This is a genomic window from Bernardetia aquimarina (assembly GCF_042180575.1).
In the GTDB taxonomy this organism is placed as follows: domain Bacteria; phylum Bacteroidota; class Bacteroidia; order Cytophagales; family Bernardetiaceae; genus Bernardetia.
The window spans coordinates 4,434,012-4,458,045 of sequence record NZ_CP170094.1 but is presented as its reverse complement, the minus strand read 5'-3'; the positions used below and the strand labels follow the sequence as shown (position 1 = coordinate 4,458,045).

At 31.7% G+C, this 24,034-nt stretch carries 15 protein-coding genes and 1 tRNA gene; 6 read left to right on the top strand and 10 right to left on the bottom strand.

Going from position 1 to position 24,034, the window contains the following annotated elements:
• Positions 1 to 90 precede the first annotated feature (90 nt).
• Complete coding sequence (locus ACE193_RS19055) at positions 91 to 789, bottom strand: hypothetical protein (protein ID WP_375559808.1); 699 nt, start codon at positions 787 to 789, stop codon at positions 91 to 93.
• A gap of 266 nt (positions 790 to 1,055) precedes the next feature.
• Between ACE193_RS19055 and murG the strand changes: the two genes are divergently transcribed.
• Entirely contained in the window at positions 1,056 to 2,168 is a 1,113-nt protein-coding gene (murG, locus tag ACE193_RS19050) for an undecaprenyldiphospho-muramoylpentapeptide beta-N-acetylglucosaminyltransferase (RefSeq protein ID WP_375559807.1), read from the top strand.
• Between the two features lie 70 nt (positions 2,169 to 2,238).
• Here murG and ACE193_RS19045 read toward each other — a convergent pair whose 3' ends face one another.
• The 5 genes from ACE193_RS19045 to ACE193_RS19025 all read right to left on the bottom strand — a co-directional run bounded on the left by ACE193_RS19045 (position 2,239) and on the right by ACE193_RS19025 (position 8,928).
• Entirely contained in the window at positions 2,239 to 3,477 is a 1,239-nt protein-coding gene (locus tag ACE193_RS19045) for a PepSY-associated TM helix domain-containing protein (RefSeq protein WP_375559806.1), read from the bottom strand.
• A gap of 75 nt (positions 3,478 to 3,552) precedes the next feature.
• On the bottom strand, positions 3,553 to 5,904 hold the full coding sequence (locus tag ACE193_RS19040; protein ID WP_375559805.1) for a TonB-dependent siderophore receptor: 2,352 nt from the start codon (positions 5,902 to 5,904) through the stop codon (positions 3,553 to 3,555).
• A 595-nt stretch (positions 5,905 to 6,499) separates the two neighbouring features.
• Complete coding sequence (locus ACE193_RS19035; protein ID WP_375559804.1) at positions 6,500 to 7,921, bottom strand: right-handed parallel beta-helix repeat-containing protein; 1,422 nt, start codon at positions 7,919 to 7,921, stop codon at positions 6,500 to 6,502.
• A 148-nt stretch (positions 7,922 to 8,069) separates the two neighbouring features.
• The gene (locus tag ACE193_RS19030; protein ID WP_375559803.1) at positions 8,070 to 8,444 is read right to left on the bottom strand and encodes a hypothetical protein; all 375 of its coding nucleotides are present in this window, start codon (positions 8,442 to 8,444) and stop codon (positions 8,070 to 8,072) included.
• A gap of 411 nt (positions 8,445 to 8,855) precedes the next feature.
• Positions 8,856 to 8,928, bottom strand: a tRNA-Thr gene (locus tag ACE193_RS19025).
• A gap of 354 nt (positions 8,929 to 9,282) precedes the next feature.
• Between ACE193_RS19025 and ACE193_RS19020 the strand changes: the two genes are divergently transcribed.
• The 3 genes from ACE193_RS19020 to ACE193_RS19010 all read left to right on the top strand — a co-directional run bounded on the left by ACE193_RS19020 (position 9,283) and on the right by ACE193_RS19010 (position 13,917).
• Complete coding sequence (locus ACE193_RS19020) at positions 9,283 to 10,155, top strand: pirin family protein (protein ID WP_375559802.1); 873 nt, start codon at positions 9,283 to 9,285, stop codon at positions 10,153 to 10,155.
• 196 nt (positions 10,156 to 10,351) lie between these two features.
• On the top strand, positions 10,352 to 11,494 hold the full coding sequence (locus tag ACE193_RS19015; RefSeq protein WP_375559801.1) for a CaiB/BaiF CoA transferase family protein: 1,143 nt from the start codon (positions 10,352 to 10,354) through the stop codon (positions 11,492 to 11,494).
• Between the two features lie 335 nt (positions 11,495 to 11,829).
• Complete coding sequence (locus ACE193_RS19010) at positions 11,830 to 13,917, top strand: GAF domain-containing SpoIIE family protein phosphatase (RefSeq protein WP_375559800.1); 2,088 nt, start codon at positions 11,830 to 11,832, stop codon at positions 13,915 to 13,917.
• A gap of 327 nt (positions 13,918 to 14,244) precedes the next feature.
• Here the strand turns inward: ACE193_RS19010 and ACE193_RS19005 are convergent, their stop codons facing one another.
• Positions 14,245 to 16,716: a Tex-like N-terminal domain-containing protein gene (locus ACE193_RS19005; protein ID WP_375559799.1), complete on the bottom strand. Its 2,472-nt coding sequence runs from the start codon at positions 16,714 to 16,716 to the stop codon at positions 14,245 to 14,247.
• Positions 16,717 to 16,999: 283 nt separating this feature from the next.
• The gene (locus ACE193_RS19000) at positions 17,000 to 17,719 is read right to left on the bottom strand and encodes a hypothetical protein (protein ID WP_375559798.1); all 720 of its coding nucleotides are present in this window, start codon (positions 17,717 to 17,719) and stop codon (positions 17,000 to 17,002) included.
• Between the two features lie 299 nt (positions 17,720 to 18,018).
• Between ACE193_RS19000 and ACE193_RS18995 the strand changes: the two genes are divergently transcribed.
• Both ACE193_RS18995 and ACE193_RS18990 read left to right on the top strand, forming a co-directional pair.
• Positions 18,019 to 20,202 carry a glutamine synthetase III gene (locus ACE193_RS18995; protein WP_375559797.1) on the top strand — a complete coding sequence of 728 codons (2,184 nt, stop codon included), beginning with the start codon at positions 18,019 to 18,021 and terminating at the stop codon, positions 20,200 to 20,202.
• Positions 20,203 to 20,350: 148 nt separating this feature from the next.
• Positions 20,351 to 22,525 carry a carotenoid oxygenase family protein gene (locus ACE193_RS18990; RefSeq protein WP_375559796.1) on the top strand — a complete coding sequence of 725 codons (2,175 nt, stop codon included), beginning with the start codon at positions 20,351 to 20,353 and terminating at the stop codon, positions 22,523 to 22,525.
• A 77-nt stretch (positions 22,526 to 22,602) separates the two neighbouring features.
• Here the strand turns inward: ACE193_RS18990 and ACE193_RS18985 are convergent, their stop codons facing one another.
• Both ACE193_RS18985 and ACE193_RS18980 read right to left on the bottom strand, forming a co-directional pair.
• Complete coding sequence (locus tag ACE193_RS18985) at positions 22,603 to 23,046, bottom strand: hypothetical protein (RefSeq protein WP_375559795.1); 444 nt, start codon at positions 23,044 to 23,046, stop codon at positions 22,603 to 22,605.
• A gap of 123 nt (positions 23,047 to 23,169) precedes the next feature.
• On the bottom strand, positions 23,170 to 23,940 hold the full coding sequence (locus ACE193_RS18980; RefSeq protein WP_375559794.1) for an enoyl-CoA hydratase/isomerase family protein: 771 nt from the start codon (positions 23,938 to 23,940) through the stop codon (positions 23,170 to 23,172).
• Positions 23,941 to 24,034 lie beyond the last annotated feature (94 nt).

Here is a 24,034-nt window from a genome sequence, read left to right as displayed (position 1 = left end):
ATCTATAAAAATGCAGCAACTAAAACGCATTATAGTAGTAATTTTGCAATAACTATTCCTAAATTTTGAACGAAATAAATAGGCAAAAGTTTAGTTCAACTCGCCATATTCAAACTTAGGAGCTGGTTTTATCTTTACAAATTGCTCTCCCAAAGTAGGAATTTCATCTTTTTTAACCATCAAAAGTTCATTCAACTGACTTGCATAATCAGTATAATTTTTACGCAACAAAAAGTCTGTATTATCCAATTCTGAAAAATAGGTAATAACAGAATAAGGAATTGGATAACGCTCAAGTTCTGGATTATTTTCTTTGATTTGTTTGACTAGCTTCTGAATTTCTGCTAATTTTTTATCATAGGCATCCATTGTTTTTGCATTTTGCATAGTATTCTCATCATAACGCAATTTCAACAGTGCTTTTCTTTCTATTTCTAATTTATCTATCATTTCTTTGTCATTAAATCCTTCTACAAAACGAGCTTCACGAACAAATTTTTGCAACATATCATCTTTTTCACGCTCGGCAGATAGTAGTCTATTCCAAGTTACTGCAACACTATCATTAAGCATAGTAAGTTTATCAGGTAAGGCAAGCGTATCAGCATCAGGCATATTTTGGGTAGCTTCTTCCCAAAGAGCTTCATCTTGTGCTTTTTGTTGTTCCTCTTCTGAGATAGTTTCTATGTTTTCTTCTTTCGTTTTTTTGTCATTACAAGAAGATAAAAAAAACATATTGCCTAGTAAAGCAACTAGCACAACAAACGAGAAATAATTTATTTTTTTCATACGAGTTAAGATTTTGGTGGTGTTGTTGGTGTTGTTGGCAAAGAAACCACTAACAGCAATTATTATTTTAAAATTTATACAAAGATAATCAAAGAAAAACAGTTTTTGTTTGTCTTGAAAACTGGCAAAGTACAAAATTATTGTTGTAAAGTAATAATCAATTTTATAAAACTAGCTAGATTGATTTAGAGTTTGTAATTTTACGGATTATAGCCAAAGAAAAACTTACTATTCAAACTTACTATTCAATCGAAAATAAAATTATAATGAAAGTAATTATAAGTGGAGGAGGAACAGGTGGACATATCTATCCTGGAATTGCTATTGCTGATGCCCTCAAAGAAATAAATCCAAATACAGAAATTTTGTTTGTGGGTGCAGAAGGAAAAATGGAAATGGAAAAAGTACCCAAGGCAGGTTATCGTGTCATTGGTTTGCCTATTCGTGGTTTGCAGCGCAGTTTTTCACCAAAAAACATTTTAGAAAACCTTAAATTTCCTGTTCGTCTTTTTGGAAGTCTGAATCAAGCACGAAATGTAATTAAAGAATTTAAGCCTAATGTAGTGGTCGGAACAGGTGGTTATGCAAGTGGAGCAGTTTTGCAAGTTGCTACCACAATGGGTATTCCTACACTTATTCAAGAGCAAAATGGACATGCAGGACTCACAAACAAGATTCTTTCTCGCCAAGTAGATGCAATTTGTGTCGCTTATCCAAATATGGAGAGTTATTTTCCTAAAAATAAAATACAGTTTACTGGGAATCCTGTTCGTTCGGATTTGAAAAAACTACCTCATGCTGTTCAATCTGATTTTGATTATTTTAATCTTATTAAAGGCAAAAAAACAATTTTGGTAATGGGTGGAAGTGGTGGCGCAAAAGTTATCAATGAAGCTATTCTGAATGGAATTGAAACGATTTTGGAGAGTGGATTTCAGCTTATTTGGCAAACAGGAAAATTTTATATTGATTCTATAAAAAAACAATTAGCTGCAAAAAATCTCTTAAATCATCCTTCTCTTTTTGTAAATGATTTTATCTACGATATGAAAAAAGCCTATCAATGTGCTGATATTGTAGTTGGTCGTGCTGGTGCTTTGACAATTTCCGAACTTACTTTGGTTGAAAAACCTGCAATTTTGATTCCTTCTCCCAATGTAGCCGAAGACCACCAAACCAAAAATGCAATGGCATTAGCAAAAGAAGATGCAGCTATGCTTATAAAAGATAATGAAGCAAATGAAAGACTTATTCCTACTTTAATTTATGTTTTGAATGATGAAAATCAACAAGGAAAATTGAAGAATAATATTAAAACTTTTGCTCGCCCTGATGCAGCCAAAGATATTGCTAGGCGTGTGATGGAGTTGGGGAAGTAAATTTTCATTTCCTCTTGAAAATATAAAACTGCCCTACTGGATTAAATTCAATAGAGCAGTTCTACATTTACTATATCAAATCTTGTATCACAGATTTTCTAGTCTGTGTAAAAATAGTTTTTTTCTTTCTTTTTTTGTGCCTTTGCCACCAAATCATAAAACCTGTAACGGGCAAGGATGCACAGATAAGAGAAACTAAAAAAGCTAAGATTTTTCCTCCTAATCCTAAAATTGCACCTACATGAATATCATAATTGGCTGCAATTACTTTTTCTCCAAAGTTTTTCTCTTTATGAGGACGATTATAAAGCATCTCACCTGAATTTTCATCAAAGAAAACTTCATTATTGATATAATAAACGCCTTTTTTCTGTTGAATATAAATTGAAAAAGCTGGATGTGAATGTTCGTCTAAATGCTCATGTCCTAAGTCAATACTATATCCATAGGCTTCAGGGTATAATAGTTCTACTTGTTTTGCTATTTTATCTGGAGTGCTTGCTGTTCGTTCTGTTTTTGGAGAGGTTGTTTTGTATTCTGAGAAATCAGGATATTGTGTAAGTCCACCCGAAAAGACAAGATATATCAAAGCTCTAACAAAGAAAAAGGCATAAAAAGAGCCTGTAATCGCAATTATGATTCCGACAAAAGAAGCATAAAATCCTAAAATATTATGCAAATCATAATTAAATTTTTTCCAATTCTTTAGATTTTTTTTAGGAAACCAAAAACGCTGTTTTCTAGCTTTTTTATTTTTTGGCCACCAAATTATAATTCCTGAAATAAGCATTCCAATAAATAACAAAGTAGTAATTCCGACTACCCAACTTCCAATAGGACGTGACAGTAATAAAGAAAAATGTATGCCTAAAACAACTCCAAAAAAACCATTTTTCTCATCATAAATGCCCAAAACTTCTCCTGTATAAGGATTAATATAGACCGACTTATAGATAATAAATTCATCGAAATAATTCCAAGTAGTTTCAGGATTTTTTTCGTAATAGTAAAACCGATAGCTTTCATTTCTATCAATTGGAATATTTACCCAGTGTACAGGATATTTTTCTTGTGTATATTCATTTACCTTTTTTTCTAGTATATGAATAGGTAATACTTGTTTTTTATCTATGTCAGGCTCATTATGAAACATAGCATCTTTTCGCAAAATGTCTTGAATTTCATCTTTGAATACATACAAACAACCTGTAACAGAGATAATAAAAATAATACTGCCAATACCCAAGCCAGCCCACAAATGAAATTTTCTTACCCACTGTTTGAATATCTTTTTTCTATTTAATGCCATAATTAGTTAAATTAAAGAACTAAACTACCCAAAGTTTTTGCTTTGGATAGTTTAGAAATATTAGGATAGAAAAGATTAAAATTTGTAGGCAAGAGCTAAACGCCAATTTCTTGGAGCTTCAGCTTGATAATAGTAGAAAGTTCCATAAGGTGCGCCGCTGTATAAATATTCATCAAGTAGATTGTAGATATTGAGTGTAACTTGTACATCATCATTTCCCCAAAAAATACCTGCATCTACTTTTTTGTAATCTCCAAGAGATTGTTGATTTGGAGTAGAAGCCCATCCCCATGTAGTTCTGTCAGCAAGTATAGTTGCGCCTAAAGACAATCCTGCGCCTTTCAAAAATCCTGTTTGCTGTGTGTAAGCAATCCATGTATTTGCTGTATGTTTTGCATATCCTGGAACAAGGTCGCCTTCTTGTAGAGCTTCTACATTTGATTTTGTAATTAGGTTTTCAGTTAGAGCATAGTTTAGAGTAAGATTCAAACCTTTAATGATTTCTCCTCTCAAATCAAATTCAATTCCTTTTGATTCTGATTCTCCTTTTATGATAGAATATTGTTCGGTTGGAGCATTGTTAGGGTCACTTATCAACTCATTTTTCTTAGTAATTTGGTAAATAGATAATGTAGTTGTCCATTTTTTATCGAACCAATCTCTTTTTATTCCTACTTCCAAATTATTTCCTGTAATAGGTTTAATTTTATCTCCATTTCTCAAAATTCCAGATTGAGGAACAAAACTTTGGTCATATAAAGCATAAACAGAAGTATGTTTATCTACCGAACCACTAATACCAATTCTTGGAGTCCATTTACTAGCTTTTTGTATTGCTCCACCATAACTAGATTGAGAAATATCTGTAAAACGAGTAGCCAAAGTAAGACGGATTTTATCATCTAAAAATCCTAATTCATCTTGAAGATATATTCCTGAATATTGTAAATTAATTCTTCCATAAGGATTCGAACGTATTTCTAATGGTTGTGATAAATCAAAATCAGGATAGCCATTTGTTACAGGTTGGTAGCCATCTGCTGTCATTGAAAAATAATTATCACCTGTTTCCAATTGATGCGACTGATTCCAGTCTGCCATATACTCTTTTGTTCCCACGTCTAAAGCACCAACTAATTTATGACTTACACCACCTGTCATAACTTTACCATTAACATAAACTTGTGCAAATTTCATGATATTGCTAGATTCAAATAAGCTCACATTACGCTGAATCAAATCTTTTTGTACATCACCAGCCCACATACTTTGTCCGATTTGATAGCTATTTATATAGGTAGTTTGTGCTGTGATTTTCCAATCTTTTTTAAATTCATGTTGGAAATTTACATTGAAAGTTTGGTCATCAACAAGACTTGGTTCTAGTCCAGAATCTCCCAAAGTGGTCTCAGTAGGATATGTTGCATAGCCTTCTGTACTGAAAATATAAGATGCTCCAATGTTAGACATTTTTGCTTTCTGATAAATATATTCAGCAGTAAGTTTTGTTTTGGAATTGAAATCATAACGTAATGAAGGAGCAACAATATATCTGTCATTGTATTCATAATCTCTAAATGAATTTTTATTTTGTCCCATTACATTGAGCCTTGCAGATAATTTGTTAGTAATTTTTGTATCTACATCAGCTTCAGCACGAAATAAATTATAACTACCTGTTGTAAAACGCACAGACCCATTAAAATCATCGCCTGTTGGTTTTTTGGTAACGATATTATAAATACCACTTGGTTCGCCACTTGACATCATAAAACCAGCAGGTCCTTTTACAAACTCTACTCGTTCGACATAGCTCATATCTTCCGTCAAAGGTCCCCAACTTGAAGTAATATTTACGCCATTGAAAAAGGCAGAAGCACGGCTACCTCTCATATTTACACGAGCATAAACATCGCCCCAATGCTCCAAACGCATAGTTCCACTCACATTACGTAACAAACCATCACTGAGACTTAATACAATTTGATTGTCTAAATCTTTTCTTTGAATGACTTGAATGTTTTGAGGAAGTTTTTCGATTTCTGTTTGTAGTCGCAATGAAGTAGAAACTTTTGACTTTGATTTTTCAGAAGATGCTCGTACTGATACTTCATTGAGATTGCCTGTAGATTCTTCAACAGTAAAATTTAAAGTGATTGTTTGATTAGCTTCTACTGAGATTATTTTTGAAATAGGTTTGATTGTAATCCCTGCAATTTTTAAAGTGTGATTGCCAGCTTCCACATTTTTAATTTCATAGAATCCGACAGCATTGGTAATTGTTCCAATACTTGTGCCTTCTAAATAGACATTGACTGCTACGGCAGGTGTTCCATTATTAAGTTGGATAGTGCCGTTTATAGAACTTTGTGCAAAGAGCAAAGTATTTAAAATAAATGTGAATAAAATGGTAAGAATAATTTTCATGGTTTTTTGTTTTTATTTAGACTGAATAAAAATAACAACACAAAAGTAGTAAATAATTCTGCACACACAAAAAAAGCTATACTAATTTTACAGTATTCTTTTGTTTATTGAAGTAAAAATGTTGATTATAAGCTATTTAATAAGCATTTATTTCAAATAATTCAAAAATGTCTAATTTTTGAGAAGAGGGAAAAAATAAAAAAATAGAAGGACTATTTGGTCAAAATTCAAATCAGTTTTTCTGTAAAAGTCTTGTATTCTAATTTCATTAGACTTAATTTTTAACTTCTGAATTAAAGAGGGGGACTTATACTACTAGACATTTTTTGGATAAATAGGTCAGTCTTAAAGGGCAGACTGTCTATAACAGACTATAAACGGTCTGCTCTACGAGACTGACCTATATAAAAACACAAGGATAATACTTTTGTTAGTAGTATAGAGGGGACACAAAATTGTACATTTCTGCTATTAATTAAAGCAAAATGTACTTTATTCTCTGTGTTCTCTGTAACTCTGTGTTTAATAAAAGTAGGGTACAGTACTTTCTATTCTAATTTTTTCTGCTTAGAAAAATAAATTCGTAATTCTAAAGCTATTCTTTTTCAAAAGCACCAATATCAGGATTAGAACCCCTAACTTTGCCTTCCAAATCTATCTCTAAACCAATATCAAGACCAGCATTTATGGCAGGACTAAGCGAATCTAATTGATAGTTACCATTAAAAGCATCTACAAAATTAGGATTTTCATTCAAAATATTTGGTAATGAAGCATCTAAAAGTTTTGTTTTAAGCAAATTAGAGTTCCAAAAAGTTTGAAATTCAGCTTCTGGAGTGGCAAACAAAATCAGTTCTTCGTCGATACTTCCCCAAATAATATTATTGATAAAATAGGCTTTTAAATCTTCTCTAATAACTTGCTGATTTCCTAATGTATCAACAAATGCCAACACATTGGAAAGCTCAAAAGAAGGTTCTTCTCTAAAAAAATTAAATCCAAAATTGGCAAACGTATTATTATAAAAATAATAATTACCTCCTGCTCCTGCCGAAAAAGTTCGGTTCAAACAGTTGTGAATAAGTGTATTTTGAATCAAAACATCAGAATTTAGACAAAAAACACCTGCATCAGCCATATTTCTAATTTCTGTATTTTCGATAATCAAATCTGGAATAGTATCATTATCAGGTGTACCAAAACGAATACCTACCGTAGCATTTTCGATAATGGTGTATGAAATTCTATTATTTTTACTGTTTTCGCCAAACAAAACACCAAACCATTGTCCTAAAGCTCCTTCAAAACTTCCATCATTTCTAAAACTTCCTAGTTTTACATTTTCTGTTGCATTTCCATTGATTTCCAACGAACCAGCCACCAAAAGAGCTGCATCTGTCAGAAAAGCAACTTTTACACCTGCATCTATCGTAAGTTTGCAATTTTCTTCTACCAAAACACTTCCTTTAATAATATATGGCTTTTTTCCACTCCAAACCGTCTGACAATCCAAAACAGAATCTTCTAATAAAATTCCATCTTGCAACCAAACAATCAAAGGCAACTTTTCAATATTTCCATTACTTTCTACTACCAAAAAATCTTCTAGTTTAGTTATTTCATCAGTATTCAAAGTAGGGGGAAGAATATCTAAAAAAACACGCAAACTATCATTTCCTCTCAAAAAAATATCAGTCGCTTCTTGCTGTTTTATTCCATTTATAGTCAGACGAAAAGGCGAATTTTCTCCAGTTTGAAGATACAGACGTGAAATGTTGAGGGCTTCATTATTAAAATTCTTGATACTAACACGTTGTACAGGCGACTCAAAACCAGTAAAAAGCGTATCAAAAAAAACGGTGTCAGGCGAAAAGCTGATTTTGTTGCTTTTATCTGTGCTAATCATTTCATCTTTTGGCTCACAAGAGAAAAGAGAAATTGATAAAATACTAAAGAGTATAAAATAAAAGCTATTTTTTTTAGGAAATAATTTGACTGATTGGATTATAGGATTCATTCTTTAAGAGCGTATTTTGATTGTTTTTTGTGGACAGCAAAGATACAAAATATAAAGACTAGAAAACTTTTGATGAAAAGTTAAAAGGCACAAAAAAACCGATTCAATCTAAATTGATTTAGTTTGAATTGGGAACTACTTAAAGTGGCTAATTTCTAATCCAATCAGGTACAGAAGAAAATTTAGAAGGAGCTTTAATAGGTATTCCTCCCTCCATATTCAATGAAATTACTTCATAATTACCAAAAATATCATCGTAAACAAATACTTTATAAGTAGGAATAATTTCCAAATTAAAAAGAATACATAAAAGCTCTACATAACTTGAATATCTAATATGCTCTACATACAAACTTAGTCCATTATTTTCTGCAATATGACCTAACCAACTCCAACTCTGTTCATTAAATCTACTTATGAATATATCTAGTTCTAACAAATAATAGTTAGAATTTTTATCAGAATCTGACCAAGATTCAATCTTTTTTAAAAATTTTGAAGGTAAAGCCTTAGTAATTTCCAAGTCTGTTTGTTTTCTATGAAGTTTTATAAGGATTAATATATATTTAAGGTCAGTTAAAAACTCATCAACGTGTATAATATTTGATATGTGTATCTTAATTATTTTTTTAGTGTATTGCTTTTGAAATACATTTTGAAATATATTTTTTTGTTCAATATCCATATTTATGTTTGATATTATTATATTCCTGTTGATGTTTCAAAATAAAAAAAGTTGTTATTAGTCTATAAACTTCGGTAATGCAATTGTGATAAACAATAAGAAAAGCCATAGCACAAATCTACTAACTTAACTTCAAAACTAAAAGACATAAAAAAAACCGATTCAATCTAAATAAATTTAGTCTGAATCGGGATTTATTTTTTTGTGTAGTTTATCACTCTTACACTTCAGTATCTTTCAATACTATTGAGCCTTCTAACGGGATCGAACCGTTGACCTATTGATTACAAATCAATTGCTCTACCAGCTGAGCTAAGAAGGCTTTTTATTCTGATATTACAATAAGGTTATTTTTAATAACTTTTTAAAATCTAAAAAACTATTTTATTGGTATTTTTTAGTTTATTTTGTTACTATCTTTTCCCTTAATGCAATGCAAAGGTAAGACGGTTTTTTTGATTCTGCAAATAAATCTTTAAAAAAAATTAGAAAAAATTTATCTTTTTTTAATCTAGTAGAATAAACTACTGATTTTCAGAAAATTACATTTTAAAAATAAATGTCAAAAAAAACAAAAAACAACCTATTATGCTACTTTCAAAACCCCAAGGCATATATTTTAGTTTCATTATCCTATAACAATGTATTTGCTTAAAAAAAATCAAACCACAAAAAAATGACTTCTATAAAACAGATTCATAAAGCTGCATTTCACCCTATTGCAGATTTAATTACTTATTCTCCCTTGCCAAATAATAAGATACAACAAATAGACCCGTTTTTATTTCTAAACCATCATGGTCATCAAGTTTATCCTGCTAATAATAATGGTTTGCCTTTTGGTCCTCATCCACATAGGGGAATGCAAACTGTTACTTTTATCATAAAAGGCGATATTATGCACAAAGATTCTCAAGGATATAAAAGTATAATCAACGAAGGAGGTGTACAGTGGATGGTAGCAGGAAGTGGACTTTTGCACTCTGAAATATCTTCTGATAAATTCAAAAAAGAAGGTGGAGAATTAGAAATTTTGCAACTTTGGGTAAATCTACCTGCCAAGCTCAAAATGACTGCTCCTACATATATAGGTTTGCAAAAAGAAGATATTCCTAGTATTAAAATCAATGAAAAAACTATACTCAATCTTATTTCTGGCACTTATACATCTGAAAATAAAGAACAAAAAGGAGCTTTTAAAAGTCCGACAGAGCTTTTTTTATCAACCTTAGAATTGAAAAAGGATGCAAAATGGGAAACTAATGTTCCAAAAGGCAATACTATTTTTTGTTATCTGATAAAGGGAAAATTAATTATTAATGAAAAAGAAATACAGGAAAGGCAATTAGTAGAGTTTGAGCTAAATTCAAATAACCCAACTCTAGTTAATTTTGAGGCATTAGAAAATAGTTTATTAATTTGGGGCTACGCTGTACCATTTAATGAACCTTTGGTAGCAAAAGGTCCTTTTGTAATGAATACCGAACAAGAAATTATGGAAGCCTTTCAAGATTATCAATTAGGAAAATTTGGCATTTGGAAGGAATAAAGTCAATTACGGATTACGAAATGTAAATAACTTGATTACAGAACATATTCATAAAACTTTGTCAGTAGTTTTTTGGTAACCCAAAATAACTCTGACAATAGTTTGTTACAAAAAATGAGATAATTTCTTTGACTATTTTTTTCGTAATTTTCAGTTTTCAATCCTATTAATTTTACTGGTAATTTTAACTAGATAAATGAATATTTTCAAAGACTTAAAAGTAATAGAATTAGCAAGTGTTTTGGCTGCACCTTCGGTCGGACAATTTTTTGCTGAATGTGGTGCAAGCGTCCTTAAAATAGAAAATCCTCTGACAAATGGCGATGTTACACGCTCTTGGAAACTACCTTCTGAAAACCCTCAAAATAGTGTTTCTGCTTATTTTTCGGCTGTAAATTGGGGCAAAACATCGCTTGCTCTCAATATTTATGATAAAGAAGACAAAGAGAAATTATATCAAGAAATAAAAAATACTGATATTATTTTGGCAAGTTATAAAAAAGGAGATGCCGAAAAATTAGGCGTAGATTACAAAACGCTCAAAAAAATTAATCCAAAACTTATCTACGGACACATTACAGGTTATGGAACGGAAAGTTCGAAAGTTGGTTATGATGCGCTCATTCAAGCCGAAACTGGTTTTGTGTTTATGAATGGCGAAAAAGAAGAAATAGGAACTACAAAAAAACTAGAAGGAACAAAAATGCCTGTTGCCTTAGTCGATATTTTGGCAGCGCATCAACTCAAAGAAGGTTTGTTGATAGCTCTTTTGAAAAGAGAACGAGAAGATAATAATTTTGAAGGAAGTTACGTAACCGTTTCGCTTTATGAATCTGCACTTTCTTCACTTGCCAATCAAGCTACCAACTGGCTCAATGCAGGACATTCTCCTCAAAAAATGGGAAGCGAACATCCAAATATTTTTCCGTATGGAACAATTTTTCAGACCAAAACAGATAGTTTGATGCTTGTGGTAGGAAGTGATAAGCAATTTTCTATTTTGTGTGAAGTGTTAAAAACAAACTCTATTTCAGAAGATGAACGTTTCAAGACAAATGCAAACCGAGTTCGGAATAGAGAAATTTTACGACCTATTTTAGAAAAAGCTTTTTTACAAACAGAGAGTAAAGAAATTTTACAGACTTTGGAAAACAACAATGTCCCTGCTGGAAGTGTAAATGATATTCCAAAGGCTTTTGAAAATGAAGCAGCTCAAAAATTACTTTTCAAGGATAAAGAAACAGGACTAAGAGGCGTAAAAAATTTTGTTGCTTGTTTTGATAATGAAGTTCATAATTTGGAATTGAGTGTGCCTCCTAAATTTGATAAAAGGCTTTAAAAAATTAGACAGATTTATTATTATTTTTAAATTTGTTTATGCTTGCAAGCTAAAAATGGCTATTATTAGACTAAATTTTAAACTATATACTCTATTTTTAGGCAAAAAAATACGCATTTACTTTTCTATGATTAGCTATGCCAAAAATTACATAAAGTTTATTTTTATGAAAATAGAGTATTTTTTGGCAATAGTTTTTTGTAGCTTGCAACAATTTCTAATTGTATTCTAATTATGGTATAATTTCATTTTATGTTATTAATTTTCATCCTTAAATTGATTAAATTAGAGAAATTGAAAGCTATTATATAAAACCTTTTCTTCCTGTTAGTTATATGAACCTTGCTCTGCCTAAAAAAGGCTATAAAACAATATTACTGTTCCTGACGATGCTTTCGTGGGTTCTCTTGACTGCTTATGGCATGATAGAGCAGTATTTGTTGGTGCAAGGCTATCAAGAAATTCAGCAAAACTTGCCTATTTGGATTAAAGGTCTTTTATTTAATACGTTTCTTCTGTGTACATTTTTTACTATTCGCAGGATTGATGTTCAGAAAGATGATAATGAAGATTTTTATGGTTTTCTATGGAAAGCATTTGGTTCAAGTATTGTTTCGGTTGCACTTTCCTTGATGCTGAACATTTTTATTAATGTTGCATCAAATTATCTTTTAGAGCATACGATGCTTTATAATTTTATCTATCACGTAGATTTTGGACTCTTTGTAGGTTTTTTACTGACAGCATATCACAAATGGAAACATTTGATAACCTATCAAGCAAATAAGTTTATGCTAACTTTAATGAAAACGTTTGAATATACGCTTTTCGTTACCCTATTTTTTCATTTTTTTGGGTTTGATTTTTTTACCCCTTATTCGCAAATAATTCTTTTGTTTTTGGTCTTGATGAGTTTTGTCTTATCCATAAATATTCGTTGGATTGCTTACTTAAATTTCAATCAAAAGATTCGTTCTATCCTTCTTTTATTGATTACTTTGGGCGTTCAAGTTTATTTTCTATTTGAATTTTTGTGGTATAATAATATGGCAGGTCAAAATACAGAGGTACAAGCAATTACAAATTTGGTCATTGATTTACAAAACTCTGTTTTTTTTGTAGCTACATTTGTCTTTACTGGAATTTATTCTGTTTCAAGTGCATTACTTTTGCTTTTTAATCTTCCTACATCTTCTGTTTTTGAGAAAAAAATTGGAGAGTTAGCTAGTTTTCAGAAACTTTCTGAATCTCTTTTGAGTGGAGATAATGAAAAAGAAGTCTATAAAGTTTTATTAGAAAGTGCTATTCAAACGCTTCATGCTGATGCTGCGTGGCTAGAAATTTGGAACACACAGCGAGACTTTATCACAAAAGATATTTCGAATACAGAAGCTGTCAAACTCAAAAAAGTAATTTATGAAAAGGGATTGGATAGAAGCAAACCACGCAAATATTCAGCCATGCAACTTTTTGAAACAGATTACGAAGAACAACCTTATCAATCTATTTTATCGTTGCCTTTGATTGCTAATAAAAGTTATTTGGGTTCGCTTGTTCTATTAAAAGAAGTCGATAATGCCTTTGATAATGTAGTAATGACGACACTGACTTCATTTGTAACACAGGCAAGTTTGGCAATTTATAATTTTAGATTAATCACAACAGCAGTAGAAACGCAGCGTTATCAAAACGAACTAAAAATTGCTCACAGAGTACAAGAAAGCCTTTTACCGAATGTTATTGATGTAGATAATCAATTTGAAATCTGTGTAAAAGCAGGTTCTGCTGATGAAGTGGGTGGAGATTATTATGATTATTTTCAAGTTGCACCTCATCGTTTTGCCGTTATTATTGCTGATGTAGCTGGGAATGGAACTTCTGCAGCCTTTTATATGGCACAAATGAAAGGTATTTTTCATAGTTTGGTACGCTTAGATTTGAGTCCAGATTTATTTATGGAATATGCCAATAATGCACTTAGTTCGTGTTTAGAACCTCGTCTTTTTATTACGGCTACCTATTTGATTATTGATACCGAAAAAAGAAAAATTTATTCTTCTCGTGCAGGTCATTGTCCGACTTTATATTACAATGCTAGGGAAGAAAAGGCAGATTTTTTGGAAGAAAAAGGAATTGGTTTGGGTATTATCCGAAATGGAACGTATGGAAAACATACACAGGTTTCTATTTTTGATTATGAAGAAGGAGATACTTTTTTCCTTTATACAGATGGAATAAATGAAGCTCGTCATCCTGTTTCGAAAGAAGAATATGGGTATGACAGAATCAAAAACTTTTTGGAAGAAAATGCACATTGCAACGTCGCACAAATAGCTGAGTTAGTTATCGATGATATTTATCAATTTATTGAAGGCGATGATTTGAGAGATGATTATACGGTTATGGTCATGCGATTTGATTAGATGACTTTTTGTAAAAATATACTGTACCCTACTTTTATTAAACACAGAGTTACAGAGGACACAGAATGCAAAACACAAATAATTGCATCTTAAAATGACTTATTCAAATAAAAAATAGCATAATATAAAACAAACCTTTCTGCTTTTTATTAAAATATTATTAAAAAAATCTGTGTTAATCTATATAATTCGTAAAATCCGTGTCCTATAAAAAAGTAGGGACAATAGCAAAAACAAAAAACTCCTTACTCAAATAAAATGAATAAGGAGTTGTAGGAATTTTATAATAAATACACTCTCATCTCACGCTAAAGCGTAAGCTACAGTTTACTTACCAAATTTATTTTTGAGGGCAGCCAATTTATCAGCCATTGTTCCTCCTGTTTCAGCTTCTTCTTCTTTTGATTTTTCTTGTCTTTTCTTAAAAGAATCAGCTTTTTTGTAGGATGACTTTCTGACTTTACCTTCTTTTGGGTTTTCTTCTAGTGAACTTCCTCTAGCAAATTTAGAATCATTTTTACGTTCCTTGCCCATTTCTGAAATCGTTTCTTTTTCTACTTTCGTAGTTGGTTTTCTTGCTGCTATTTGTGGTCTAGAGCTAGACAAATGTGCTTCTCCTCCTTTTTTTCCTTCTGAACTTGCTCCAAAAGGTTCAGATTTTAGACTTAAAGCAATTCTTTTTCTACCCAAATCTACATCCATAACTGTTACTTCTACTTTCTGATGAACTTTTACAGCTTCTGTTGGGTGTTTGATAAATTTATCTGAAAGCTGACTAATATGAGCCAATCCGTCTTGATGAACTCCTACATCGATAAAAGCACCAAAATCTGTAATATTTGTTACGATACCTGAAAGTTTCATTCCTACTTTCAAATCTTCCATTTTTTCAACTCCTTCTACAAACGAAAAGGCTTCAAACTGCTCACGAGGGTCACGTCCTGGTTTGGCAAGTTCAGAAACAATATCTTCAAGTGTTGGAAGTCCTACTGTATCGGTAACATAATTTTTCAGATTGATTTGTTTGCGAAGTTCTTCATTTTTGATAAGCTCTTCGACTGTTGTATTCAAGTCTTTTGCCATTTTCTCTACAATCGGATAACTTTCTGGATGAACAGCACTTGCATCTAACAAATTTTTGGCATCACGAATACGAAGAAAACCTGCTGCTTGTTCGAAGGCTTTATCTCCCAAACGAGGTACTTTTTTGAGTTGCGCTCTACTTTTAAACGCTCCATTTTCATTTCTAAATGTTACGATATTTTTGGCAAGAGAAGCACCCAAACCAGAAACATAACTCAATAATTCTTTACTCGCCGTATTTACTTCTACACCAACAGCATTTACACAGCTCATAACTGTATCATCAAGGCTATTTTTGAGTTGTTTTTGATCGACATCGTGCTGATACTGACCTACACCAATAGATTTTGGATCAAGTTTTACGAGTTCTGCCAATGGATCCATTAAACGACGACCAATCGAAACTGCCCCACGAACAGTCAAATCATAGTCTGCAAATTCTTCACGAGCTACATCAGAAGCTGAATAAATTGATGCACCACTTTCACTTACCACAACAATCTGAATAGACTTTGGCAAACTTGGAATTGCTTTAATGAAACGCTCCGTTTCTCTACTTGCTGTTCCGTTTCCGATTGCAATAGCTTCAATATTATATTTTTCTGCTAAAGCTAAAATTATATTTCCTGCTTTTAGGGTATCTTTTTGAGGTTCATTTGGATAAATTGTATCATTATAGACTAATTTTCCTTGTTTGTCCAATACCACCAATTTACAACCTGTTCTAAAGCCAGGGTCTAAGGCAAGTGTATTTTTTTGTCCTAGAGGTGCAGAAAGCAAAAGTTGTCTAAGGTTTTCTGCAAAAATAGTAATTGCTTCTTCGTCGGCTCTCTGTTTGGAAAGCATACGAATTTCTGTTTCCATTGATGGTTTTAGAAGTCTTTTGTAGGCATCTTTTACAGCTATTTGCACTTGTTCGGAAGATTTTGTGTTGCTATGAACAAAATTATCTTCCAATAAAGTAATTGCTCGTTCTTCATTTGGCTGCAAATCTAAAAGTAAGATACCTTCTTTTTCTGCTCTACGTAAAGCCAAAACACGATGTGAAGGAGCTTCAATCAATGGCTCTTCCCATTCAAAATAATCTCTATATTTTTCGCCTTCTTTTTCTTTTCCTGTAATTACCCTAGCTGAAATCCTACCTTCTTTTTCAAAAACGTTACGCATTTTTGCACGAGTTTCTGCGTGTTCGTTGATATGTTCGGCAATAATATCTCTTGCTCCTGCTAATGCTTCTTCAAGTGTTTTTACTCCTTTTTCTTCATCAATAAATTGTTTAGCTGTTTTTTCTAAATCCAACCTTCCTTGTTCCAAAATCTGCAAAGCTAAAGGTTCTAAGCCTTTTTCTTTTGCCATCGAAGCACGAGTTTTTCGTTTTGGTTTATAAGGCAAATACAAATCTTCTAAAGCAGAAAGTGTCTGTACAGCATTTATTTTTTCTTCTAATTCAGGAGTGAGTTTTTCTTGCTCACTAATTGATTTTAAGATTGCCTCACGTCTTTTATCCAGTTCACGAAGTTGTAAGAGTCTATCACGAACACTTGCCACTTGTACCTCATCTAGTGTACCCGTAACTTCTTTTCGATAGCGAGAAATAAAAGGAACGGTTGCCCCTTCATCTAAAAGTTGTGCAGTTGCTTCTACTTGTTTGACTCGCACACCCAATTCGGCAGCGATTTGAACGATATGTTGAGCATCTAAAAGAGCCTGATCCATAGTCTTTTCTTATTCTTGTCGTAGGAAAAAATGAAAATAGTTTGCTAATTAAGTAAGCAAAAATACGAAAAAAATATGAATAATTTATGCAAACCAAACAGAGCATTTTTTAATGTTACAAATTTTAAAATTAGCAAAAATAAAGACTAGGTTATTTCTCTATTTTGGAATAACTCTATGAAATAGTCAAAACTACCTTTTTTCATCATTTACTTTTGAGATTTATGTCGCTTTATTCATTTAAACGACTTCTTTTTATAACAAAAATGAGGGCATAATAATATCATCTCAAGAAATGTAATTTCTTAGAAGGCACAACTATTCTAGTACTGTCATTGAGATATTCTGCTTTTTCCAACAATTTTTGATAAAAATCGCCTTTTACTTCTGTGCCTTCTTTTATTAAAAATAGTTGTCTTCTGTCCTTTAAATAGATAGACGTAAAATCGCCATATTCTGGACTTGTTACAATAGAGTTAATTTGATACTCTAAAAATAGACTTCCTATTTCCAATAGTTTAGCTGAATCAGCCGAAGTCTTATTCAGTTTTTTTATTTCAACCTCTTCAAATGTAATTGTATTATCTGAATCGTAAGAATTATTAAATTCTAATGTTCCATAATTGATAATAAATTCTTTATCCGAATTATTAGTATATGATTTCTTAAAATATTGTTTTACAGAATCAGGTATTTCATCATAAAAAATATCTTTTGATGGATTATAATTTACAATCCCAAAGTTTTTGTCAATAAATATATATGTTTTTTTTAGTGCTTGATGAGTAGCTGTTTTTGTTTGTAGCTTTTCCAATTTCCAAAAATTAACCAAATCTGTACTATCAAAAGGTTCAAAATATATTTTTTCTTCTTCTACTTGTGTTATGTTTTTTATTTGTTCTTCATCAAAAAAATTTATAAAAATAGTAAAGCCAATAATTCCAATTAATAAAAGGAATCCAATAAAAGAGGAAAATTTACTTGTGTTTAAGTTTTGGGGCATTACGTTTTTAAAATTAGTGAATTTATAACTTATTCTTTTTTCTAAATTTATAAAAAACTCTCTATTAAACCTCAAAATAGAAATTAATAAAAATAAAACATTCATTAAACCAAAAACAATAATTATAAAAATAGGTTGTTATTTGAGGCACTCAATTATAAATTGATAAAATTTATTTATATTTGCCTTATATTTAAAGGTCATTTTTTCAAAAAATCAATTTTATTTTCAGAATTGACATCAAAAATCAATTCTATCAAAGTTTTATTTAACACCTTATTCTCTCAAAATTTCTATTTATGTCACATATTCGTTTTGAAGCATTAAAAGATGCCAAAAATCGCCCAGAAGTAAACGTAACTCCACCTTCTAATCGTATTTCTGATTATTTTGGAGTAAATGTTTTCAATGACAAAGCAATGCAACGCTATTTGTCTTCTACAACCTACAAAAACCTAAAAATAGCCGTCGAAAAAAGTCAGAAAATAGACACTCGTCTTGCTGATGCTGTGGCTTCTGGAATGAAAGCATGGGCCATCGAAAATGGTGTTACGCATTATACACACTGGTTTCAGCCATTGCGTGGTACGAGTGCAGAAAAACATGATTCATTTTTTCGCCCAAATGCAGAAGGAACTCCTTTGGAAGAATTTAAAGGCTCAACACTCGTTCAGCAAGAACCAGATGCTTCTTCTTTTCCTAGTGGTGGACTTCGTGTAACTTTCGAAGCTCGTGGTTATACAGCTTGGGATCCTTCTTCTCCTGCTTTTATTGTAGAGAGTGGAGGAGGCAAAACGCTTTGTATTCCGTCACTTTTTGTTTCTTACACAGGCGAGGCACTAGACCACAAAACACCTTTGATTCGCTCAATAGATTTATTAAATCGTGCTGCAACAGATGTTTGTCGTCTTTTTGATAGAAATGTAAATAAAGTTACGATTACTTTAGGTGTTGAGCAAGAATTTTTTGTAATTGATAAAGCTCTATTTTATGCTCGTCATGATTTGGTTTTGGGTGGTCGTACTGTTTTGAGTCATGCACCAGCTCGTGGTCAGCAATTAGACGACCATTATTTTGGTTCGATTCCTTCAAGAGTAAAAGCATTTATGCAGGACTTCGAAATTGAATCATTGAAATTAGGAATTCCGATTACTACTCGTCATAATGAAGTTGCACCTGCACAGTTTGAATGTGCGCCTCAATTTGAAGAAGTAAACGTAGCTGTTGACCACAATATGGTTTTGATGGATGTAATGAGTAGAGTTGCAGAACGTCATAACCTAAAAGTTCTTTTCCACGAAAAACCATTTCAAGGTGTAAACGGAAGTGGAAAGCACAACAACTGGGCATTAAGCACAGATACAGGAAAAAATTTATTAGCTCCTTCTAATAAACCAAAAGAAAATTTACAGTTTTTAGCCTTTTTTGTAAATACAATTAAAGCTGTTCACGAACATGCCGATTTGCTTCGTGCTAGTATTGCATCAGATTCGAATGATTATCGTTTGGGTGCAAATGAAGCTCCACCAGCAATTATTTCTGTTTTTGTAGGTTCACAACTTGATAAAGTTTTGAATGAATTGGAAGAAAATGCAAAAGTAGAGGTTGGTAAAGGAGACAATATGTATATCAAGTTAGGAATTGATAAAATTCCACCAATTTTGTTAGACAATACAGACAGAAACCGTACTTCGCCTTTTGCCTTTACAGGAAATAAATTTGAATTCCGTGCTGTTGGTTCTACTGCCAACTGTTCGCTTCCAATGATGGTTTTGAATACGGCAGTTGCTGACCAACTTACAAAGTTTCATGCAGAAGTAGAGAAATTAGAAAAAGATGGCGAGAAAAGAGAATTAGCCATTGTTAATGTTCTTCGTCGTTATATTAAAGAATCCAAAGCTGTTCGTTTTGAAGGAAATAATTATAGTGAAGAATGGGAAAAAGAAGCCAAAAAGCGTGGTCTTTCAAATCTTCGTACTACTCCAGAAGCTCTTACTGCAAATATTACTAAAAAAGGAAGAAAGTTATTTACAGATAATAAAATTCTTACAGAACAAGAAATTGACGCACGTCAAGAAATTCATTTAGAAAATTATTTACATCAAGTTCAGATTGAATCTCGTTTAATAGGTGATTTGACAATAAATCATGTCATTCCTTCGGCTATGAAATATCTAGGAGAATTGACTGAAACTATCCACAAGATGCAAAAAATTGGATTAGATGATGACTTAGAAATGATAACCGACACAGCTCGTAGAATTGCCAAACATATAAATAAGGCAACTAAACTTGTCAAAGAAATGATAAACGAACGCAAAAAAGCAAACCTACTAGAGCCAACAGAAGGAGCAGAGGCTTATTGCAATAAAATCAAGCCTTATTTTGATAAGATTCGTTACGAGACTGATAAGCTAGAACAATTTGTTGATGACGAAATGTGGCAAATGCCTAAGTATCGTGAGCTTTTGTTTGTGAGATAATTATATTTTTCTTTTTATAATAAAAAAAGGATTTTGATATATTTTATCAAAATCCTTTTTTTATTCAATAGTATTTCAAATTCTATATTTTATTTGTAGTTTAGAAATTATATTATCAAAAATCATTTATTCAAATTACTTATAATTTATGCAACCTTTAGTTTCTGCCAGTCGAGAAGAATTAGATATCGAACTTTTAGTAAAAAAAGGACAAATTCCTACTGATATATATGGTCATGTATTTGTCAATTCTTCTGTGGGTTCTGTTAATTCTAATGGACTTCCTTATCCAAAAACAACAGATGAAGGAAAAGCAAACCAAGAATATAGTAGTCCTGTAATGAATGGAGATAGCATGGTTTTTAGATTTGATTTTGATGAAATAGGTAAAGTAAAACTCAAATCTCGCATCTTGAAAACGCCTTCTTATTATGCAGATTTGGCGACCAAACAAGGAGAAGATATACACAAGATTTTTGGCTTTCGAAATATGGGTATCTCTCGCCTCTCGTTTGCTCTTGGTGCAAGAGATATGCTTAGTACAGCTTTGATTCCTTTTCGTATGAAAGACGATACAAATTCTAGGATAGTTGCTACATCAGATTTAGGAAGACCTTTTGAAATTGATGTCAATACATTGGAAGTCATTACTCCAATTGGAACAAATAAAGAATGGAAACCTGCAACACCTCCTTTTATACACTGGGTTTTTCCACTTTATCAAAGTACAGCACACCCAAGTTTTGGTGCCAAAACACAAGAGCTTTTTATGGTTAATTTTATCAAAGATTCTAAAAATATAACTTCTTCACTTCGATTAGTAGAACTACTTACTAAAAAAGAAGATATTGTGAAAGAGGAACTTCATCAAACCATAAAAGAATGTGAAGGAATGGATAGAAAAGAGGCAATTGAACACTTACAGCATTTTTATTCTAGACCAGAAGTGGATGAAAAAGGAAAAAGCACTATTTTTCAGAATATTCTTTTTTGGATAAAAGAACAGATTCAGAAACTCATTAAGAAAGAAACACAAACAGAAGCAGCCGTTTTTTTATTGAAATGGAATGGCTCACAAGAACTGCAAAAATGGGAACTCATAAACGAAGATGGAACTCCTATTAATATTATTCAATGTATGCACCAAACGGGATTGAGCAAAGATTATATTATTTTAATTGATGCTTCTTTCAAAATTGCATTGGATATTCTCCTTAATAATCCTTTTCCAAACGAACCAGAAATAGATAAAGTTATTCGTTTTCTGACAGCAGGCGAACAACTTCCTTATACAAATATGTATATAGTAAAAAGAGCAGATTTGAAAGAAGGAGCAAGTAAAGTAAAAGTAAAAACAGTTCAGATTCCGATAGAAACGATACACTTTTCACCTCAATATCCTAATCCAAACGGACAAATAACACTTTTTACAGCCAATAACGCAGCAGCTTGTTTGGCAGAATGGGTTCGTTATTATGATAAAATTGTAGATTCTCCAAAAGACCGTCCCATTGATAAAGGAACAGCAGGTATTTTAGCAGTTGGAGAAATGGATGTTTCAAGAATGGGAAAATTAGTTATTGATGTAAAGCAAGAGAAATTTGTAGAAGAAAAAATAATTTATAAGTTAGGAAATAATGTAGCAGGAGAAAAAACAGGTGTACATACTTGGGGAGTAGGTCTGCATACGTATAGAGATATAATCTCCGATACAGAAACAAATGATTCTATAAAAAACATTTACTGGCAGTGTTCGGGACTAGAAAATAGGAGGCTTACTCGTTTTATTTATAATTTATATAAAGATTATCAAAATAGAGTTGTTTCTTTAGATGATTTAAAAAAATATACTGAACAAGAGATTCCTCTAACACTTACTCGCCTAGATACAGAAAAAATGGAGTTAGTAGATTTTTATGAGTTTCCTAGAAATTGTGAGTTACGTTCCCTTCAATTTATTCCAAGAAAAAGAGAACCTAATGAAGATGTATCAAATATAGACCTTTCTACTGATGGGTATATTCTTTGTACAATGATAAATGGACAAGAAGTAAAACCAGACACAAATTATGAACGTGAAATATGGATTTTTGATGCTGCTGATTTACAAAAGGGAGCTGTTTGTGTTCTTGATCACCCTTCTCTTATTTATTTCTTTACTTTACATTCAGTTTGGTTACCTAAACTTGGAGAAAATACGTCCTCTTATAAAATTTCAGTCAGAGAGGATTATGAAAAACAAGTAGAAAAAACAATTTTCAAACATAAAAGAGAACGTTTAGATGAGTTTATGGAAGAAAAAGTATATCCCTACTTCGAATAATAACAAATAAAATATCCTTCACTAAAATAAATTAGTGAAGGATATTTTTATGAATAAGTAATTTTATTTAATGGAAACTACCTTGCTAATGGTTCTAATTGATACTCTATATTCTTCAACCAATCTTGTGCAGCGTCTATATCTTTAAAATACTCAAAAGTAACAGCAATAGAGTTTGTAGAATTTTGCCCTACAATGTTTTGGGAAATAGATTTAGCTGATATCTCAGTAAATACTCCTTTATCTAACACAATTGCTGTATAAGTATCCTTAGAGACAAGATTACGAACTCTTGGCGACCAATCTTCCGAAAACCATTGTTGATCTTCTGGACTAATAACAGCCATTTTGCGAGAGTCAGAAACCCATTTATTTACTTGGTATTTTTCAGCTACCTCAGCTGCTTTATTCCATGCTTCTCTAAAAGCTTCTGATGTACCAAATTTTTTGTATTCAAATAAGATGTAGTTTCCATCTTCATGATAAGTCACTTTTGCAAATTTATTATCAAGGATAGTCATAATAAAGGTAGTTTTATAGTAGTAAATTAAAATTTATAGAAAAATAATGATTTAATTCAGAAACTCAAAATTAAAACTTATCATTAACAACAAATTTATATTTTACCTAAACCCTAAATTTAGTTACCAACTAACTTTCTCTTTATTCAAAAATGCTCCAATTCCTTTTTTACAATCTTCGGTCATTCTTGCTTTAGCATTGAGTTCGGCAGCATAACGAAGGGCATCTGGAATTGTCTTTTCTTGCACATCCAAAATAGCTTGTTTTGTTAATTTCATTGCTTCTCCAGAATTTGTATCACAGATATTCTGACAAAAATCTAAAACGGTTTGTTCTAAGTTTTCAGCTTCTACAATTTCGGTAACAATACCATACTGCTCGGCTTTTTCAGCTTTAATAAGATTTCCAGAAATAAGTAAATGTCTTGCACGAGCTTCCCCAATTTTACGAATCAGAAAATACATCACAATCGCAGGAACAAAACCAATTTTTACTTCTGTATATCCATATTTTGCCTTCGGAACAGAAAAAACAAAATCACAAACTGACACTAAACCACAACCACCAGCCAGCGCATGACCTTGCACCTGTGCAACAGTAGGTTTTGAAAGCATATAAATCTGCTCATACAAATCTTTCAAAGAAGAAGAATCTCCTAAATTTTCTTGATAAGAATTTGTTTGGAGTGTCTGTAAATATCCCAAATCTGCACCTGCACAAAAAACATCACCATTTGCCTTCAAAACTACAACTTTTACGTTTTTATCATTTTCTGCTTTCGAAAAGTTAGTTTTTAGTTCTTCTACTAATTCATCACTAAAGGCATTTCTTTTTTCTGGACGATTGAGCGTAATAAAAGCAATTCGGTTTTTGACTTCGTAGTTTGTGTACATGTTTTTTGAAATATGTGTGTTTTTGAAATTATTGAAGGATTAAAGATAAAATGAATTTTAGTTTTATCAAAAAGTTTGCATCAAAAAACCCTAA

Bases quoted from the DNA above. Each gene is read 5' to 3' on its own strand.
- ACE193_RS18990 (WP_375559796.1), top strand. From the start codon at position 20,351: ATGCAACCTTTAGTTTCTGCCAGTCGAGAAGAATTAGATATCGAACTT.
- ACE193_RS19020 (WP_375559802.1), top strand. From the start codon at position 9,283: ATGACTTCTATAAAACAGATTCATAAAGCTGCATTTCACCCTATTGCA.
- ACE193_RS18995 (WP_375559797.1), top strand. From the start codon at position 18,019: ATGTCACATATTCGTTTTGAAGCATTAAAAGATGCCAAAAATCGCCCA.
- murG (WP_375559807.1), top strand. From the start codon at position 1,056: ATGAAAGTAATTATAAGTGGAGGAGGAACAGGTGGACATATCTATCCT.
- ACE193_RS19015 (WP_375559801.1), top strand. From the start codon at position 10,352: ATGAATATTTTCAAAGACTTAAAAGTAATAGAATTAGCAAGTGTTTTG.
- ACE193_RS18980 (WP_375559794.1), bottom strand. From the start codon at position 23,940: ATGTACACAAACTACGAAGTCAAAAACCGAATTGCTTTTATTACGCTC.
- ACE193_RS19040 (WP_375559805.1), bottom strand. From the start codon at position 5,904: ATGAAAATTATTCTTACCATTTTATTCACATTTATTTTAAATACTTTG.
- ACE193_RS19005 (WP_375559799.1), bottom strand. From the start codon at position 16,716: ATGGATCAGGCTCTTTTAGATGCTCAACATATCGTTCAAATCGCTGCC.
- ACE193_RS18985 (WP_375559795.1), bottom strand. From the start codon at position 23,046: ATGACTATCCTTGATAATAAATTTGCAAAAGTGACTTATCATGAAGAT.
- ACE193_RS19035 (WP_375559804.1), bottom strand. From the start codon at position 7,921: ATGAATCCTATAATCCAATCAGTCAAATTATTTCCTAAAAAAAATAGC.
- ACE193_RS19055 (WP_375559808.1), bottom strand. From the start codon at position 789: ATGAAAAAAATAAATTATTTCTCGTTTGTTGTGCTAGTTGCTTTACTA.
- ACE193_RS19010 (WP_375559800.1), top strand. From the start codon at position 11,830: ATGAACCTTGCTCTGCCTAAAAAAGGCTATAAAACAATATTACTGTTC.
- ACE193_RS19045 (WP_375559806.1), bottom strand. From the start codon at position 3,477: ATGGCATTAAATAGAAAAAAGATATTCAAACAGTGGGTAAGAAAATTT.
- ACE193_RS19000 (WP_375559798.1), bottom strand. From the start codon at position 17,719: ATGCCCCAAAACTTAAACACAAGTAAATTTTCCTCTTTTATTGGATTC.